At 32.6% G+C, this 17901-nt stretch carries 16 protein-coding genes; 13 read left to right on the top strand and 3 right to left on the bottom strand.

The genetic code is table 11. The features are described 5' to 3' along the window. The first annotated feature begins 150 nt into the window (after positions 1 to 150). From ACT53I_RS02605 to ACT53I_RS02550, 12 genes are all read left to right on the top strand, one after another. Positions 151 to 405, top strand: a complete 255-nt coding sequence (locus ACT53I_RS02605) for a GIY-YIG nuclease family protein (RefSeq protein WP_476078302.1) — start codon at positions 151 to 153, stop codon at positions 403 to 405. A 125-nt stretch (positions 406 to 530) separates the two neighbouring features. Beyond that, a complete protein-coding gene (locus ACT53I_RS02600) occupies positions 531 to 1745 on the top strand; it encodes a glycosyltransferase (protein WP_476078301.1) in 1215 nt (404 codons plus the stop codon). A gap of 41 nt (positions 1746 to 1786) precedes the next feature. After that, positions 1787 to 3133, top strand: coding sequence for an AAA family ATPase (locus ACT53I_RS02595; RefSeq protein WP_476078300.1), 1347 nt, complete (start codon positions 1787 to 1789; stop codon positions 3131 to 3133). Between the two features lies 1 nt (position 3134). Next, entirely contained in the window at positions 3135 to 4295 is a 1161-nt protein-coding gene (locus ACT53I_RS02590) for a THUMP domain-containing class I SAM-dependent RNA methyltransferase (RefSeq protein ID WP_476078299.1), read from the top strand. A gap of 133 nt (positions 4296 to 4428) precedes the next feature. Next, positions 4429 to 4974 carry a DUF1599 domain-containing protein gene (locus ACT53I_RS02585; RefSeq protein WP_476078298.1) on the top strand — a complete coding sequence of 182 codons (546 nt, stop codon included), beginning with the start codon at positions 4429 to 4431 and terminating at the stop codon, positions 4972 to 4974. A gap of 39 nt (positions 4975 to 5013) precedes the next feature. Continuing rightward, on the top strand, positions 5014 to 6138 hold the full coding sequence (locus ACT53I_RS02580) for a BT_3928 family protein (protein ID WP_476078297.1): 1125 nt from the start codon (positions 5014 to 5016) through the stop codon (positions 6136 to 6138). A gap of 17 nt (positions 6139 to 6155) precedes the next feature. Beyond that, positions 6156 to 6503, top strand: a complete 348-nt coding sequence (locus ACT53I_RS02575) for a TerB family tellurite resistance protein (RefSeq protein ID WP_476078296.1) — start codon at positions 6156 to 6158, stop codon at positions 6501 to 6503. Between the two features lie 202 nt (positions 6504 to 6705). Next, entirely contained in the window at positions 6706 to 7467 is a 762-nt protein-coding gene (gene tpiA, locus ACT53I_RS02570) for a triose-phosphate isomerase (protein ID WP_424305848.1), read from the top strand. A 431-nt stretch (positions 7468 to 7898) separates the two neighbouring features. Then, positions 7899 to 8726, top strand: a complete 828-nt coding sequence (gene prmA / locus ACT53I_RS02565; protein WP_476078295.1) for a 50S ribosomal protein L11 methyltransferase — start codon at positions 7899 to 7901, stop codon at positions 8724 to 8726. A 99-nt stretch (positions 8727 to 8825) separates the two neighbouring features. After that, on the top strand, positions 8826 to 9455 hold the full coding sequence (locus ACT53I_RS02560; RefSeq protein ID WP_476078294.1) for a hypothetical protein: 630 nt from the start codon (positions 8826 to 8828) through the stop codon (positions 9453 to 9455). A gap of 106 nt (positions 9456 to 9561) precedes the next feature. Further along, entirely contained in the window at positions 9562 to 12219 is a 2658-nt protein-coding gene (alaS, locus tag ACT53I_RS02555) for an alanine--tRNA ligase (protein ID WP_476078293.1), read from the top strand. 129 nt (positions 12220 to 12348) lie between these two features. Next, on the top strand, positions 12349 to 14802 hold the full coding sequence (locus ACT53I_RS02550; RefSeq protein ID WP_476078292.1) for a DUF5686 family protein: 2454 nt from the start codon (positions 12349 to 12351) through the stop codon (positions 14800 to 14802). A 19-nt stretch (positions 14803 to 14821) separates the two neighbouring features. Here the strand turns inward: ACT53I_RS02550 and ACT53I_RS02545 are convergent, their stop codons facing one another. Beyond that, positions 14822 to 15289 carry a thermonuclease family protein gene (locus tag ACT53I_RS02545; RefSeq protein WP_476078291.1) on the bottom strand — a complete coding sequence of 156 codons (468 nt, stop codon included), beginning with the start codon at positions 15287 to 15289 and terminating at the stop codon, positions 14822 to 14824. A gap of 86 nt (positions 15290 to 15375) precedes the next feature. On the opposite strand from ACT53I_RS02545, the gene prfB reads away from it, so the two are divergent. After that, entirely contained in the window at positions 15376 to 16488 is a 1113-nt protein-coding gene (gene prfB, locus ACT53I_RS02540) for a peptide chain release factor 2 (protein WP_476078290.1), read from the top strand. 26 nt (positions 16489 to 16514) lie between these two features. Here the strand turns inward: prfB and ACT53I_RS02535 are convergent, their stop codons facing one another. After that, positions 16515 to 17174 carry a DedA family protein gene (locus tag ACT53I_RS02535; protein ID WP_476078289.1) on the bottom strand — a complete coding sequence of 220 codons (660 nt, stop codon included), beginning with the start codon at positions 17172 to 17174 and terminating at the stop codon, positions 16515 to 16517. Between the two features lie 5 nt (positions 17175 to 17179). After that, complete coding sequence (locus ACT53I_RS02530; protein WP_476078288.1) at positions 17180 to 17812, bottom strand: VTT domain-containing protein; 633 nt, start codon at positions 17810 to 17812, stop codon at positions 17180 to 17182. Positions 17813 to 17901 lie beyond the last annotated feature (89 nt).

The raw sequence follows: 17901 nt of genomic DNA, 5'->3' as shown, positions 1-17901 counted from the left end.
TTTTTGTTCTTAAATCAAAAAATAACCAAAATCTCTGCTAGATAAAGAATCCCGATTTAGAAAATCGGGACGGTCAAAAATTATTAATCCATTAAACACTCATCAAAGAGAAATTAGTAATAGTTTCTCTTTTTTGTTTATATTTACTTCATGTGTTTTACTTATATTCTTTATTCTGAATCTTTAGACAAATTCTACATCGGTCATACTTGCGAAAGCCTTGATGAAAGATTACGAAAACACTTGTCTGATCATAAAGGCTACACTTCTAAAGTCAAAGACTGGAAAATTATTTACTCTGAGGTTTTTGAAAATAAATCTGATGCCTACAAAAGAGAATTAGAAATAAAATCTTGGAAAAGTAAAATCAAAATCAAAAAATTAATTGAAAACTCAACTGAATAGAGCATTCCGATTTTCTAAATCGGAACGGTCTCAATTCAAAATAAAAATTACGCTCACGAACTAAAAATCAGAAATGGTTTCTCTTTTTTGTTTTATATCAGCTTAGTTTTCAATATTTTTGAACCATGAAAAATTTGGTAATTATTGGCAAGGTTTTTCCAGAGCCTAATTCTACAGCTGCCGGTTCTAGAATGATTCAATTGATGGATTTATTCTTAACTCAAAATTATCAAATTACATTTCTTTCCACCGCTACTATTTCAGAAAATAGTTTTGACTTAAGCTCTAAAAACATTCAGTTTCAAAACATTTTACTCAATGACAGCAGTTTTGATGAACTCATCAAAAATCTAAATCCAGATATAGTTGTTTTTGACAGATTCACTACCGAAGAACAATTCGGGTGGAGGGTTTCAGAGCAAGTTCCGAATGCCGTAAAAATTCTTGACACTGAGGATTTACATTTCCTAAGAAACGCCAGAGAAAAAGCTTTTAGACAAAATAAATTTTTAGAAAACTCAGATTTAATCAATGATGTTTTCAAACGTGAAATAGCTTCCATTTTAAGATGTGACTTATCCCTCATTATTTCTGAATTTGAGATAAATTTACTCATCGAAAAGTTTAGAATTGATGAGAATATTCTCTTTTACATTCCACTTTTTGGAGAGGTTAAAAACCCTGAAACTTCTTTTTCCGAAAGAAAGAACTTTATCAGCATCGGTAATTTTTTGCACGAACCGAATTGGCAAACGGTTCTTCAGTTGAAAAAACTTTGGAAAGACATCAAAAACCAACTTCCAGAAGCCGAAATTCAAATTTATGGTGCTTACGCAAGTGAAAAAGTCTTTCAGTTGCATAATGAAAAAGAAGGTTTCATCATCAAAGGAAGAGCCGAAAATGTGGAATATGTTTTTAACCAAGCAAAAGTTTTACTTGCACCCATTCCTTTTGGAGCTGGAATCAAAGGTAAATTGCTCGAAAGCATGCAATTTGGATTACCCAATGTTACTTCCGCAGTTGGTGCAGAAGCGATGCATGGAAACCTTGACTGGAATGGTTTTATTACCGATAACGAAACAGAATTTGTAGAAAAAGCAGTTCTACTCTATCAGGACGAAAATATTTGGCAAAAATCCCAAGAAAATGGCTTCAACATTATAGAAAACAGATTCAAAAAAGAACTTTTTGAGCCCAATTTTATTCATAAAATTCAAGAAATTTCTGAGAATTTAGAATCACACAGAAACCAAAATTTTTTAGGTCAAATTCTTCAACATCACACGTTACAAAGCACTAAGTACCTGAGTAAGTGGATTGAAGAAAAGAACAAAAAATAATCCCACAAAATTTCCGTATTTTTACGCATTAAAGTGAAAATATGCCGCAAAAAATCACAGAATTAGCTCAAGAATTGGGAGTTACCACAGAATCTCTTAAAAACTTCATCGAGGATTTTGATTTAGACCTTTCAGAATGTCTTTTTCCAAATCTTGAAGTAAAGGATGATTTTGCCAAATTCGCTAGAGAAAACGTTAAGTTTTTGAAGAAATACGAAAAAGACTTAGTAGAGGAAAAATCTTCTACTCAAATTGCTTCAGAAATCCAACAGCCCGTAGAAAAAGTAGAAGCAATTATTAAAAAAAATAAACCCAATTTATTCGAAAACGGCTTGTATAAATCATCGGTTTCTAGTTTCGGCATAGACAATAAATTGGGAGGGAATTACAGTTTCGTTTATGACTATTTCGGGCATTTAACCTCATTAACTCAGCGAGATTTCATTGGCTATAGAGATTTATATTTCTACATCACAGAAATGCTGAATCCGTTTATTGATGAGACTCAGACCAAAGATTGGGGCATCCAAAAACCTGCTGGAATCATTTTATATGGTCCACAAGGAAGTGGAAAAATTTTTTGGGCAAGAAAAATCGCAGAAATCATCAATTATGAGTTCAAGGAAGTCATGAATTCTTATTTGAGAACCAGTTTTATCAACGGAAAAAGAAGTGATTTCAATGATTACTTAACGGCAATGATGAAGGAAGATAAAGTCTTGCTATTTTTAGAAAACTTCCACGAAATTGCTCAAGAAAAACCCATTGACGACAGCATTTTTTCAGAAAACAAATCTACCAAAGACATTATTCTTCATTCGATTCATAAATTTGTAAACGAAGAGTTATTGATGGTAGTTGCCGCTAATAATTTGGCTGGAATAGATAACGAGGTTTTTGCACCAGGAAGATTTGATATAAAAATTCCAGTTTTCCCACCTAATGAAGATGAAAGAGCACAAATGATTATGCAATACATGACGCTCAACTTATCTGAAGACGCCATTTTGATGAAAATTTTAAAACACAATGGCGCAGACAAAAAACCATATTGGAGTGACTATGCAAAACGCATGAAACTCTTTAGCAATACTATGATGATTGATTTCACCCAAAGTGTAAAAAAACGTCTCAGAAATGTATATTTGCGTAAGAAAACTCATGCTTGCAAAATTGAAAAATCAATTCTAGAAGCCAGTTTCATAGAATGCGCCAGTAAATTGACCGATGAATATTTAAACGAAGTTCAGCAGTTCATCAGAGAAGTTTCAGCCAATGATTATGATGTCTTTGCAGCGAGAATTGAAGCCATGAAAAAAGAATTTCAAGCTTATATTATTAAAGAAAAACCACACAGAAAAATAGGTTTCAACGTAGAAGAAGATTAAAATGGATACAGAAAATTTAAAAATTCAGATAAAAACATTTTTTGGTTTAGAAGAAGTTCTTGCCGAAGAAATTAAAAAGTTAGGTGGAAGAAAAGTAGAGGTTAAAAACCGCGCTGTAAACTGTGAAGGCGACCTTGGTTTTCTATACAAAATCAATTATTCTGCGAGAACCGCTGTCAAAATCTTGGTTCCTATTGCAACTTTCAAAGCATGGAACGAAAATAAATTTTACGATAAAGTTTTCGATTTTCCTTGGGAAACCGTGATGAGTGTAGACCAAAGTTTTGCCATAGATTCTACGGTTTATTCTGAAACGTTCACGCATTCACAATTTGTAGCCTTGAAAATGAAAGATGCAATTTGTGATTATTTCGTGATGAAAGAAAGACGCAGACCAGATGTAGACCCTAAAAATCCTGATATTAAATTTCACCTTCATATCGACAGAGAATTGGTAACGATTTCTTTAGATTCTTCTGGAGATCCTTTATTTAAACGTGGTTACCGAAAAGAACAAGGAGAAGCGCCGATTAATGAAGTCTTAGCTTCGGGAATGTTGCAATTGGCTGGTTGGGACGGAAAAGGAAATTTCCTTGATCCAATGTGCGGAAGTGGAACACTTTTGATAGAAGCAGCGATGCTCGCAATGGATTTACCAGCGCAAATTTTCAGAAAGAAATTCGCTTTCCAAAATTGGAAAAATTATGATACTGAATTGTTTGCAAAAATCAAAGAATTTAGAATCAACAGAATTAAGGAATTTACAGGAAAAATCGTAGGTTACGATATTGATGCAAGAATGCTGAATGCTGCGAGAATCAACATAGAAGCCGCCGAAATGGAAGATGTAATTGAAGTAAAAAAACAGAATTTCTTTGAATCTGAAAAAGATATGTTCCCATTGTTGATGGTTTTCAATCCACCTTATGATGAGAGAATTGCGATTAACCAACCCGATTTTTACAAGAAAATTGGCGATACTTTTAAACAAAAATATCCAAATACTTTGGCTTGGATGATTTCTTCTGATTTGGAAGGTGTGAAAAATGTAGGTTTAAGACCTTCCAGAAAAATAAAATTGTTCAACGGAAAATTAGAATGCCGTTTCTTGCAATACGAAATGTATGAAGGAACGAAGAAGATTCATAAATTGGAGAAATAACATCTCGCAGATTAAGCCAATTTAGCTGATTTAATCTGCTTAATCTGCAAAATTTGCGAGAGAAACAAAATTAATAAATTTCTTTTTTTGAGGTAAATCCTTATCTTTACACATCAATTTTTCAAAAAATTCCATGCAAAATACAGCTTTACAATTTAGCGAAGTCATTAGTCAATGTCGTGATTTATTTTCTAAAAAATTACAAGATTATGGTGCAGCTTGGCGTGTTTTAAGACCGAGTTCTATTACCGATCAAATTTATATAAAAGTCAATAGAATCCGTACTTTACAGATGACAGACGTAAAAATGGTAGATGAACACGAAGAAGATGAGTTTATTGCGATTGTGAACTACTCTATTATTGGTTTAATTCAGTTGGAGAAAGGTTTTTCTGAAAATTTAGACGAAGACAGAACCGAAATTCTGAAATTATATGATGATTACGCTCAAAAAGCAAAAGATTTAATGCTTCGTAAAAACCACGATTATGGTGAAGCTTGGCGCGAAATGAGAATTTCATCTATCACCGATTTAATTTATCAAAAAGTTCTTCGCACGAAACAAATTGAAGACAATCAGGGAAAAACTTTGGTTTCAGAAGGTTTAGACGCTAATTATTATGACATGCTGAATTATGCAGTTTTCTGTCTCATAAAGTTTTCGGAAGAAAAAAAATAAGGTTTCGACTCCGCTCAGCCTAAAAAAAACAAAAATCAAATGAAAAGAATTTTAAGATACATTATTGCCGTTATTTTCATTGCATCTGGCTTTGTGAAAGCGATAGACGTAAAAGGTTTTTCTTTTAAACTCGAAGAATATTTTTCGCCAGACGTTTTTAATTTGACTTTTTTACAGAATTTCACTTTAGAAATTGCAATTTTCGTAGTAGCATTAGAGTTGATTTTAGGACTAATGCTTTTGTTGAAAATGAAGCTAAAATGCACACTCATTTCATTAATTGCATTGTGCGTTTTCTTTGCATTTCTCACGTTTTATTCGGCTTATTATAACAAAGTTACAGATTGCGGTTGTTTTGGAGATGCGATAAAATTCACACCTTGGCAAAGCTTCTGGAAAGACATTACGTTGCTTTTCGGTTTACTTATTTTATGGATTTTAAATAAAAAATCAGAGACATTACATAACGAAAATGGATTTCTAAAAATGCCATTTCTTGGGATTGGAATTTTAATTTCTGCTTTCATCATTTACTACGGAATTGCACACGAACCTTTGATTGATTTCAGAGATTATAAAATTGGAACCGATTTAAATCTTGAGAAACAAAAAATCGCGGCTAATCCTTCAGAATACAAAACTTCTTACACCATGAAAAATACCAAAACTGGCGAAGAAAAAGTGGTAGGACAAGATGATTTTGTGAACCAAAAAGAATATTGGGAAGAAGGAACGCCTTGGCAAATTCAAAAAGGAAAAGAAGTGTCTGTTTTGGTGAAGCAAGGCTATCAGTCTTCTATCGATAAATTTAAATTAGAAGATGAAAACGAAAATGATTTGACCGACCAAATTCTTCATTTACCAAAAGTTGTTATTTTCTTTTCATACGCACCAGAAAAAATAAAAGAAAATGATAAAAATTTTCTTGAATACGGAATTGAAGATTTCATTTTCAATTATAAAGAATTAAATCCAAAATCAGAATTTTATGGCGTTTCAACTCAAAAATCATTTTTTAAAAAGGTGAAAAGTTTAACAATGGACGGAACTGCCATCAAAACTATTGCAAGAAGCAATCCTTTTGTTTTGATTCTAGAAAACGGAAAAATTGTAGAAAAGAAAAGTCTAATTGAGTACATGAATCAAGTTATTCCAAAAGAATAAACTAAAAAAAACATTTTATGAGAAAAACCAACAAATCCATCGCAGGATATCATTTATTGATGATTCTTTCGGCTGTAGATTATAAATTTCATGCAGGCGAAGAAAAAGTCATCAGAGAATATCTAGAAGAAGAATTTCCGTTCCATGTGAATTTAGATAACGAGTTAGAAGTGATTTCTGCACTTCAACCTAGCGATTGGAAAGACCATTTTGAGTTTCAGGCACATTGTTTTCTAGACGATTCTACCGAAAAAGAACGTAAAGAATTTAAACAATTTGCAAAAAGACTCATCAAAGCAGACACCAACGTTTCAGACAGAGAGCATGATTTCTACTCTTTGATGAAAACCATTTGGAAAATGTAATTGATAATTGGTAATTGGTAATTGGTAGTTGGTAGTTGGTAATTAGATTCTAGATTTATTTTAAGTAAATCTCCGAAAATCAATAAAATCTACGAAAAAAATTCATTAAAACTGATTCAATTCATACCATAATATTTCTGTTAATCTTTAAAAATTCAGAAATTTGCAAAAATTTAAAATTTAACCTCAATACTTTATAGAAATGAGAAAAAACATTGTAGCAGGAAACTGGAAAATGAACAAAAATGTAATTGATGCTCAACAATTAATGGCTCAATTATTAGATTATAAAAAAGCAAATGCCACCAACTGCGAAGTGTGGATTGCACCGCCTTCATTGTACTTAATGATGGCAAGAGATATTTTCGAAAATAACGAAGTAGGCGTTTTTTCACAAGACATGAGCGAATACGAAAGTGGCGCTTACACGGGTGAAATTTCTGCAGATATGTTACAATCTATCGAAGCAGACGGTTCTATCATTGGTCACAGCGAAAGAAGACAATACCATGGTGAAACAGATTCTCACTGCAACAGAAAAGTGAAATTGGCTTTAGATAAAGGGTTAACTCCTATTTATTGCAACGGAGAAACTTTAGAACAAAGAAAAGCTGGTCAACATCTTGAAGTGGTGAAAAACCAAACAGAAACTGCTCTTTTCACGCTTTCTGCTGAAGAAATTAAAAAAGTGGTAATCGCTTACGAACCAGTTTGGGCAATTGGAACTGGTGAAACTGCTTCTCCAGAACAAGCACAAGAAATCCACGCACACATCAGAAGTCTTATCGCTGCTAAATACGGACAAGAAGTTGCGGATGAAATTTCTATTCTTTACGGAGGTTCGGTAAAACCAGATAATGCGAAAGAAATTTTCTCTCAACCCGATATTGACGGTGGTTTAATTGGTGGAGCTGCGTTAAAATTAGAAGATTTTTCTAAAATTATTGAAGGTTTTAATCAATAAGAGCCAAGTAAAAATAACCAAGTAAAAAGTAAAAGTCGGGAATTATTCTCGGCTTTTTTTGTAGCGCACGTTTTGGATTTTTTTCACTTTCAGACACGCTTTTCGCACTCGCTTTTTAAAAATTTTTCTCAAAAAAATTTAAAAAAAGCTCAAACAATGCTACAATCGTGGCTAAAATTCACGGGCAATTTTTCTTTTCACTTTTTTTAAAATTTTGCTTTAAATTAATCTTCAAAAATCAACAACAATGTTTGTCATTCCGTAGGAATCTAAATTATCAATATAAAAATAGGTATAGATTCCTACGGAATGACAAAAAAAACTGGAACAGAAAACGTTCTCTTCTTTGAAAACAATCGACGCTCGCTTCGCTCGCGCCATAAAATTCACTAAATTTGCACGGAATTTAAAAAACATCTAACACGCAACACATGCAAAACTATACAGAATTCAACTTCAAAATACAACCACTTGAACCTTGGAACGAAATCTTAATGGCAGAACTTATTGAAATAGGTTTTGACAGTTTCACCGAAGAGCTAGAAGGTATTTTAGCATATATTCCAACGGATTTGGTCAACGAAGAGAATTTCAAAACCCTAGAAATTTTCAACAATGAAAATGTAAAAATTTCTTACACCTTCCAAGAAATGCCGAACATCAACTGGAACGAAGAATGGGAAAAAAACTTCTCTCCGATTAATGTAGAAGACAAAGTTCTGATTCGTGCAGAATTTCATGAATCAAATCCAACAATGGAAGAAATCATCATTCAACCAAAAATGTCTTTCGGAACTGGGCATCATCCAACTACGCATTTAATGATTCAACAAATGCTGGAAATGGATTTCCAAGACAAAAAAGTTTTGGATATGGGTTGCGGAACTTCCGTTCTTGCCATTTATGCCAAAATGAAAGGCGCAAAAGATGTTCTGGCGATTGACATTGACGAATGGTCTGTTGAAAATTCTAAAGAAAACGCTGAGAGAAACAACGTAGAACTCAGAATAGAACTGGGAACTGCCGAAAATTTAGGCAAAGAAAAATTTGACATTATCTTAGCAAATATCAACAGAAATATCTTGATTTCAGACATCCCAACTTACGTAAAAGACATGAACGAAGGCAGCGAATTATTGCTTTCTGGCTTATGTTTCTTTGATGTTGCAGATATTTTGGAAGTTTGTACAGAACAAGGTCTTAAACTCAAAAACAAACAACAGCGCGAAGAATGGTGCAGTTTACTTTTAGAAAAATAAATTTTAAGAAAAACGTTCAAATGAATTTGAGCGTTTTTTTATTAATTTTAGTTTTGAAATAAAAGGCTTACTTTTTGTATTCCTAAAAAAAACTAAAACATGAAACTTCAAAAAATTTATTATGTTCCCGGTTTAATAAGCGCCATTCTTATTCCTCTTATTTTTTGGTTTTATGGAAGTCAAAAATTGAAAGAGCCTACTCCAAATGTTATGGATTTTGGACTTTCTAAAAAACTTGAACCTAATGAAAAAATCACAGGAATGGATTTCGAATATTACAGAAATTGGAATTATAAAAAAATTGTGGTTCAGCCAAATACTGCAAGAAAAAACTCAAATTATTACGTTTCAGAAATAAAAAAACTACAAAAACGAAATCAAAAAGAAACTGGAATTGAATTTATTATTGGTAATGACAATTCTTATGATGATTTAATTTCTATTTTAAATGATTTTGAAAAAGCGAAACAATACCAATTCGGTTTAGATTTAGATAAAACTGGGCATTTATTTGCAGTACATATTTATAAAGATCCTAATAAAATTGAAGAACCTTGTTATCTTTGTGATGATACAGTTGCTGTATTTTACGAACCTACACTTTTTGAAAAAATCACATATCAATTTTCAGAATTTGGAAAACTTCCCAAACCAGCTTATTATATTATTTTCGGATATCTTATTCTATTGAATGTTTCTATTTTAAGCTTAGTAAGGAAATCTATTTAAGTTTTTGTATTCTTTAGAAACACACCCTTCAAATTATTAAAAAAATTCCACTAAAAATCATTAAATTTGCGTCTTTACAAAAACATATATAGAAAGCATTATCAATATGACTTCACAAGAAATACGCCAACAGTTTTTAGATTTTTTCAAAAGCAAAGGACACTTAATTGTTCCTTCTGCTCCAATTGTGCTGAAAGATGACCCTACTCTGATGTTTTCCAACTCTGGAATGACTCAGTTTAAGGACTATTTCCTTGGCTACAAAGAACCAAAAGCACCTAGAATTGCCGATACTCAAAAATGTTTGAGAGTTTCTGGAAAACACAATGATTTGGACGATGTAGGTCGTGATACGTATCACCACACCATGTTCGAAATGTTGGGAAACTGGAGTTTTGGAGATTATTTCAAAAAAGAAGCCATCGATTTTGCTTGGGAATTATTGACAGAAGTTTATAAAATTCCAAAAGAAAACTTATATGTAACCATTTTTGAAGGAGATGCTTCAGAAAATTTAGAACGCGACCAAGCTGCTTATGATTTCTGGAAAGCACACATTTCAGAAGACAGAATTATCAATGGAAACAAGAAAGATAATTTCTGGGAAATGGGCGAATCTGGACCTTGTGGACCTTGTTCAGAAATTCACGTAGACCTACGTTCTGAAGCAGAAAAAGCAAAAACTCCGGGAGTTCAGTTGATTAACCAAGATCATCCTCAAGTTGTAGAAATTTGGAATAACGTATTCATGGAGTTCAACAGAAAAGCTGATGGAACTCTAGAAAAACTTCCTGCGCAACATGTAGATACAGGAATGGGATTTGAGAGACTTTGTATGGCGTTGCAAGGTAAAAAATCTAATTATGACACCGATGTTTTCACTCCGTTGATTGCAAAAGTAGAAGAACTTTCTGGCAAAAAATATGAAGGAATTTTAGAAAACGAAAAAGATATTGCGATTAGAGTTGTGGTAGACCACATTCGTGCGGTTGCTTTTGCTATTGCAGACGGTCAGTTGCCTTCTAATGGTGGTGCTGGTTATGTTATCAGAAGAATTTTGAGAAGAGCGATTTCATATTCTTACAGATTTTTAGATATGAAAGAGCCTTTCTTATATGAATTGGTGGCTGTTCTTAAAAATCAAATGGGAGCTTTCTTCCCAGAAATCGTGAAGCAAGAAAAATTGGTAACCGAAGTGATTAAAGAAGAAGAAAATTCTTTCTTGAAAACCATCGAAAGTGGTTTGATTAGAGTTGAAAAATTGATTCAACAAACTATTTCTGAAACAAAAAAAGTATTACCAAGTGCAGAAGTTTTTGAATTATATGATACTTATGGCTTTCCTGATGATTTGACAAGAATTATTGCCGAAGAAAAAGGATTAACTATTGATAAAGAAGGTTTTAAGGAGGAAATGCGCAAGCAAAAAGAACGTTCTAAAAAATCATCGGCGCAAAAAGTTTATGACTGGGTAATTTTAGAAGAAAAACCAGAAACTTTCGTAGGTTATGACCAAACTTCTTCTGAAACTTACATTACAAGATATAGAAAAGTAGAAAATAAAGATGGAGAATTTTTCCAAATTGTACTGAATAAAACGCCTTTCTATCCTGAAGGTGGTGGTCAAGTTGGTGACAAAGGAATTCTTATCCCAAGTTATGCAGAAGGTTTTGACCTTTCTAATCCTGCTGCTTTTGACAGAGAAAATTCTACTGAAATTTTAGAAGTTTTAGAAACTAAAAAAGAAAATAACCTTATCATTTCTTTGGTAAAAGAATTGCCAAAAGATGCAGGAGCGCTTTTCTACGCAGAAGTAAATACCGCAGACAGAAAAAACACTCAAGCGAATCACTCTGTAACACACTTGTTACACGAAGCTTTGAGAGACGTTTTGGGAACACACGTAGAACAAAAAGGTTCTTATGTAGGTCCAGAATATTTGCGTTTTGACTTCTCGCATTTTTCTAAAATGAACGAAGAAGAATTAGCTTTGGTTGAGGAAAAAGTAAATGCCAAAATCAAGGAAAACATTCCATTACAGGAATTCAGAAATATCCCAATTCAGGAAGCGTTAGACAAAGGAGCGATGGCACTTTTCGGGGAAAAATATGGTGACAATGTAAGAATGATTCAATTCGGAAGTTCTAGAGAATTATGTGGTGGAACACACGTAAAATCTACTGGCGAAATTGGGCATTTCAAATTGGTTGCAGAAAGTTCTACTGCTGCTGGAATTAGAAGAATAGAAGCAATTTCTGGTGATAAAGCAACGGAATATTTCAAAAATTTAGAAAACCAACTGAAAGAAGTTTCTGCATTGTTAAAATCTAAAGATTTAGTAAAATCTATCGAAAAATTGTTAGAAGAAAACGCAGCTCTAAAAACTGAAGTTGAAGCTTTGAAAAAAGAAAAAGCAAAAGGCGAAATTAACGATTGGAAAAACGCTTTCGTACAAAAAGGAGACAAGCAATTATTGGTAAAACGCACTTCTTTAGACACTGGTTCTGTAAAAGATATTGTCTTCCAATTGAAAAAAGAAATTCCAAATTCTGTAACAATTGTGATTTCTGACGCAGGCGAAAAACCAATGATTACGGTTGGCGTTTCTGCTGATTTAGAAGCAAATTATCACGCTGGAAACATTGTAAAAGAACTTGCAAAAGAAATCCAAGGTGGTGGTGGTGGAAACCCAGGTTTCGCAACTGCTGGTGGAAAAAACCTTGCAGGAATTGAAAATGCTTTGAATAAAGCAATGGAAATTTAATTTTACAAAAATTTAAAATATTTTAACCCTTTCAAGAAAATTGAGAGGGTTTTTTAATAAAAATTTGTGATTTTAGGAGCGTTTGTGTAACATTTTAATCCCTAGTTTTGTCTTATTAGAAAAAACCAAATGAAACAAACTTTATCGGCGCTATTTCTCTCTTTTTTTACTTTATATTTTTCTCAAAATCAACTTCAAGTTATCAATGCTAAAAATCAAAAAGCGGTGTACAATGCTGCCGTATATTGTGATGATGATTTGCTTGGAAAAACAGATGCAAATGGGAAATTAACTTTCAAAACCAAATGTAAAAAAGTAGAAATTTTTGCCAATAATTTTGAAGATAAAGAAGTGAACGTACAAAAAGAAATGAAAGTTTCTTTGACGCCAAGTAAAGAAAAAACGGGAAATATTGACAAAGTTATTCTCACCGATAAAAGTGACGCAAAAGCTCTGAAAATTCTAGACGAATTCAATAAAAATTACAAAAAAAACAGTCCAAAAGCGTTAGATTCTTATCAATTCAAATCATACAGTAAAATTTCGATTGATGTAGACCAAGATTCTATCGCAGATTATCAAAATTTTCTCGCCAAAAGAACAGATTCTCTAGCAAAAATTGAAAAAAGAACGTTCAAGCAAAAAGACAAAGAAAAGAAAGATTCACTTCTGGGCGAAGATTTCGTAAATGCAACCAAGGAAAGTCAGTTCTTTCTTTGGGAAAAAGCTACAGAACATCAATTTTCTCAAAAATACGGCGACAAAACCAATATTTTAGACAGCAGAATGTCTGGATTCCCAAATCCGATTTATGAAGCTTTGGCATTGAATATTTCTTATCTCAATCGTATTCCGAGACAGTTGAGTCCAGAAAATCGCAACATTTATCGTTATTATCTTTCAGACACTATTGAAATTGACAATAGAAAAACTTATGTGATTAAATTCAAAGAAATCACCAATAAATTGAAGCAAAATCCGAGAAAATACAATGGTAAAATTTACATTGATGCAGAAAATTATGCCTTAAAAAAACTGGAAACCAGCAGTAAAAAACGAAACGAAGGAAGCGGAACCATCACTTGGAAGCCTATTAACAATAAATGGTTTTTGGTTTCTGAAAATCTTAAAGTAAAAATGGGCGACTCTCGTTTTGAAACAGCTAAAAAAGACAGTGTAAAAAAAGACGAAAAACAAAAGTTCAAAACCAAAAAATTTGGTAATTTTCTGTATGTCAAAAACCAATATTTTGATTTCGAAACCAATATTACTCAACAAAAAAGTGATTTTTCCGGCTATTCTTTAGAGGTAAAAAATGCTGATGGAAGCTTGCTTTCCCAATACAGAACAGATTCTTTATCGGCAAGAGAAAGTGCAACTTATCAAAAAATAGACACTTTAGTCAAAAAAGCAGATGTTGAAAAAAGAGTGAGCCTCATCACCAATTTATTGAAGGGAAATATCCGCTATAAAATGCTTGATTTTGATGTTTTAAAATTCTTTGAACTCAATAAATATGAATCGTTAAGATTAGGAATCGGCGTAAAACTGAATGAGAAATTTTCTAAAACTTTTTCACCCGATTTTTATGTGGGTTATGGCTTCAAAGACCATCGTTGGAAATACGGAATCGGTTTGGACACCAAACTTTCTAGCAAAAGAACGTCAGTTTTTAGAGTTCATTATTCAGATGATATTTTTGCGGCTGGAAGAATCAACAAAACTTTTTGGGATAGTTCCATGAAATTCAATGAATTTAACTTGGATATTTACAATGACCATTTTTACAGAAATCAACAATTTGGCGCATCGTTCTTGTATGATGTGAGCAATTCTTTGAGTGCAAAATTGGCTTTAACCCGAGAAAAACAAAATGCGCTATTTGATTATCAATACCAAAACTTCGCCAATGATTTTCAGAATTTCAGCACTACTCTATCACTAAAATATGCGCCAAAAGATAAAAATCTGATGACTCCTTCTGGAAAACTGACGTATCAAAAAGGTTATCCTCAGTTTTATGTGAATTTCGAAAAAGGTTTTGAAATTTTGGGCGGAAAATTAGATTACAATCGTTTAGATGCTTTTGCCATTCATCAATTCAAGTCTAAAATGGGAACCTCTCAAATTAAAATTTCTGGAGGAATTTCTTCGGGAAGCGCTCCTATTTGGAAGAATTTTGAAATTGTAGGAGACCTCAACGCTTTTTCTACAAGTCTTTTTTCTAAAATCAATACGCCTTCTACTTTCAGTTTTGTGACGATGCCATCAGGAAGTTTTTATGTAGATCAATTTGCTGCGCTTCATTTCTCTCAGGAATTACCTTTTCAGTTTAAGACCTTCGGAAATAGAGTTTCTACGATAAAATTAGCCTATCATTCAGCGATTGGTGGTTTTAAAAATCCAGAAAATCATCAGTTTGATTTTAAAGTTTTAGACCATCCTTATCAAGAAGTTGGTGCAGTTTGGAACCGATTTTTAGGAAGAGGATTTGATGTAGGATTTTTCTATCGATTAGGATATTACCAAACCTCAAATTTCAATGACAATTACGGAATTCAGATTAAATTAAGTGGTTTTTAGAGAAAAACAGGTTCAATAATCATTTCCACATTCCGAGTTTTAGCTTTCGGGCGTTTCGTTCTGCTTGGGTAAATTTTTCTACGAATTTCACATTCGGCGGAAAAGTAGAAACTACGGCGTAACCTTTTTCTACCAAATATTGGTTGAGAAAAATTCCATTTTCGAGGTAAACATAAGCTAAAACTCTTCCGTATCTGTCTGTTTTTTGAACATCAAAAGTCAGTTTCACCTTTTTGTTTTTTAAAAGTTGGGTTACGAAAATTTTAGCTTCTGCTCCGAAATATTCTTTACGAACTTTCACGCCAACGTTTCTAGTTTCAGGCGCATCAATACCAATTAATCTGATTTTATATTTTTCTGATGAAGAAGTAACGTAAAAAGTATCACCATCGGTAATTTTAGAAACTTTGTACCAAGTATTTTCTTGTAATTGAGCTTGAGCTAAGAAAAAAAGAAAAGTAAAAAGGAAAATGAGTTGAGTTTTCATTCCACAAAACTAAAAATTTTAAAAATAAAAACAGTGGCATACAATCTAAATAAAACCTTATTTTTGCACATCTAAAGATTTTAGTTTTGATTACAACAGACCAACTTAAAGATACACAAAAACGCATCGAAGATTTGCATAAATTTCTTCAAATTGAAAAGAAGAAACTAGAAATCATCAACGATGACGAAAAAACGGCTGCTCCAGAATTTTGGGACAACCCAAAAGAAGCGGAAGGCTTCCTAAAACAACTGCGTTCTAAGAAAAAATGGGTGGAAGAATATGAAGAAATTCATACGCAATTTGAAGATTTACAAGTTTTGGTAGAATTTGCCAAAGAAGATGCTGATTCTGAACAAGAATTAGATGAGCAATTCCCTCAATTGGTTGAAAAAATAGAAAATCTAGAGTTCAAAAACATGCTTTCTAATGAAGGCGATGAACTTTCTGCCGTGCTACAAATTACAGCAGGAGCTGGTGGTACAGAATCGTGCGATTGGGCTTCTATGCTCATGAGAATGTATCAAATGTGGAGCGAAAAACAAGGCTATAAAATTCGTGAACTGAATTATCAAGAAGGCGATGTAGCTGGTGTAAAAACCGTAACCTTAGAAATTGACGGAGAATATGCTTTCGGATATTTGAAAGGTGAAAATGGAGTTCATCGTTTGGTGAGAATTTCGCCGTTTGATTCTAATGCAAAACGTCATACCAGTTTCGTTTCGGTGTATGTTTATCCTTTGGTGGATGATTCTATAGAAATCAATATTAATCCTGCAGATATTAGTTTTGAAACCATGAGAGCTTCTGGAGCTGGTGGACAAAACGTAAACAAGGTAGAAACTGCAGTACGTCTTCGTCACGCTCCTACTGGAATTATTATTGAAAATTCTGAATCTCGTTCTCAGCTTCAAAATAAGGAAAAAGCAATGCAACTCTTAAAATCTCGTCTCTATGAAATGGAATTGGAAGAAAGAATGAAAGCTAGAAATGAAATCGAAGCCAATAAAATGAAAATTGAATGGGGAAGCCAAATTAGAAACTATGTAATGCACCCGTATAAATTAGTAAAAGACGTTCGTTCTGGCTATGAAACTTCTGATGTAGATGGCGTAATGAATGGTAATTTAACTCCTTTCCTCAAAGCGTTTTTAATGAATGAAGGAACAGCAGTTACGGATGATGATTTTGATTTATAAATAATAAAAAAAGGAAGTTTAAAATTTTAAACTTCCTTTTTCTTTGAAAATAATAATTGTTTGATGAGCGGAATATTCGCCAAAATTATAATTCCCCAAATCATATAGTCTAAATTATCTTTTACCCATTGTATTCTTCCCAAATTATAGCCTAACAATCCTATTACACCTACCCAAAGAACAGCTCCAATCATACTAAAACTTAGAAAAGTAGAATATTTCACTTTGGTAGAACCACACAAAAATGGAACAATTGTTCTAATTACTGGAACAAAACGGGCAATAATGATTGAATTTTTTCCATTTCTATCAAAAAAATCTTTGGCTTTTTCTAGATGTTTTTTCTTAATGAAAAAATCTTTTTCGCTGTTCATGATATAATCACCAAAACGTTTTCCCACGTAATAGTTTAAATTATCTCCTAAAATCGCTGCGAAAATAAGTAAAGGAATTACCAAATAAATATTAAGAGAACCTTCTTGAGCCAATAAACCTATGGTAAATATCAATGCATCACCCGGTAAAAATGGCATGAGAAAAGAAGCAATGATAAGACCAGTTTCAGCAAAAATGATTAAGAACAAGAAAACATACACCCAATTATGATACTTTTCGATAATCGCTAAAAGTACCTGATCAGGCTTGGAAACAAAATCTAAGAGGAAACTCCAAATGCTTTCTAACATCTATGCTATTTTCTTTTAATTGCTTTAAAGATAATAGGTAAAACTGAAATAAACACAATTCCTAAAACAAATTTTTCAAAATTTAATTTAACCCACTCAATATTTCCTAGAAAATATCCAAGCAAGGTAATAGAAGTCACCCAAATAAAAGCACCAGTAATACAGTACAATAAATAAGTTCTGTACTTCATTTCTCCCGCTCCTGCTACGAAAGGAGCGATGGTTCTCACAATTGGGATAAATCTTGCTAGAATAACTGTTTTTCCGCCATTTTCTGCAAAATATTTCTCGGTGTCTTCTATGTGAGATTTCTTTAAAAAGAGTATTCTTTCTTTAGACTGAATAAAATCCCCGAATTTTCTACCGATAAAATAATTGACATTATCTCCTAAAAGTGCTGCTAAAACCAATAATGGTATAATGGTATAAATATCAATTTGACCTGTTGTAGAAGCAATTAAACCTACTGCAAAAAGTAGAGAATCTCCAGGTAAAAATGGCATTACTACCACACCAGTTTCTACGAAAATCACTAAAAATAAAAATAAGTAAATATAAATGCCATAGTCTCTAATAATTTCGGTAAGCACTAATAAGGGATTTCCTAAAAAATCTAGGATAAATTGTAATAATTCCATTCAGTTAATTTATATGACGACAAAGATAATATTTAAAAACAAAAACCTTTGTTAAAGAATTCTAAAAAAATCAACAAAAAGCCATTAAA

It is taken from the genome of Cloacibacterium sp. DMC96 (assembly GCF_056313765.1).
This window is presented reverse-complemented; position numbering and strand designations above follow the sequence as displayed.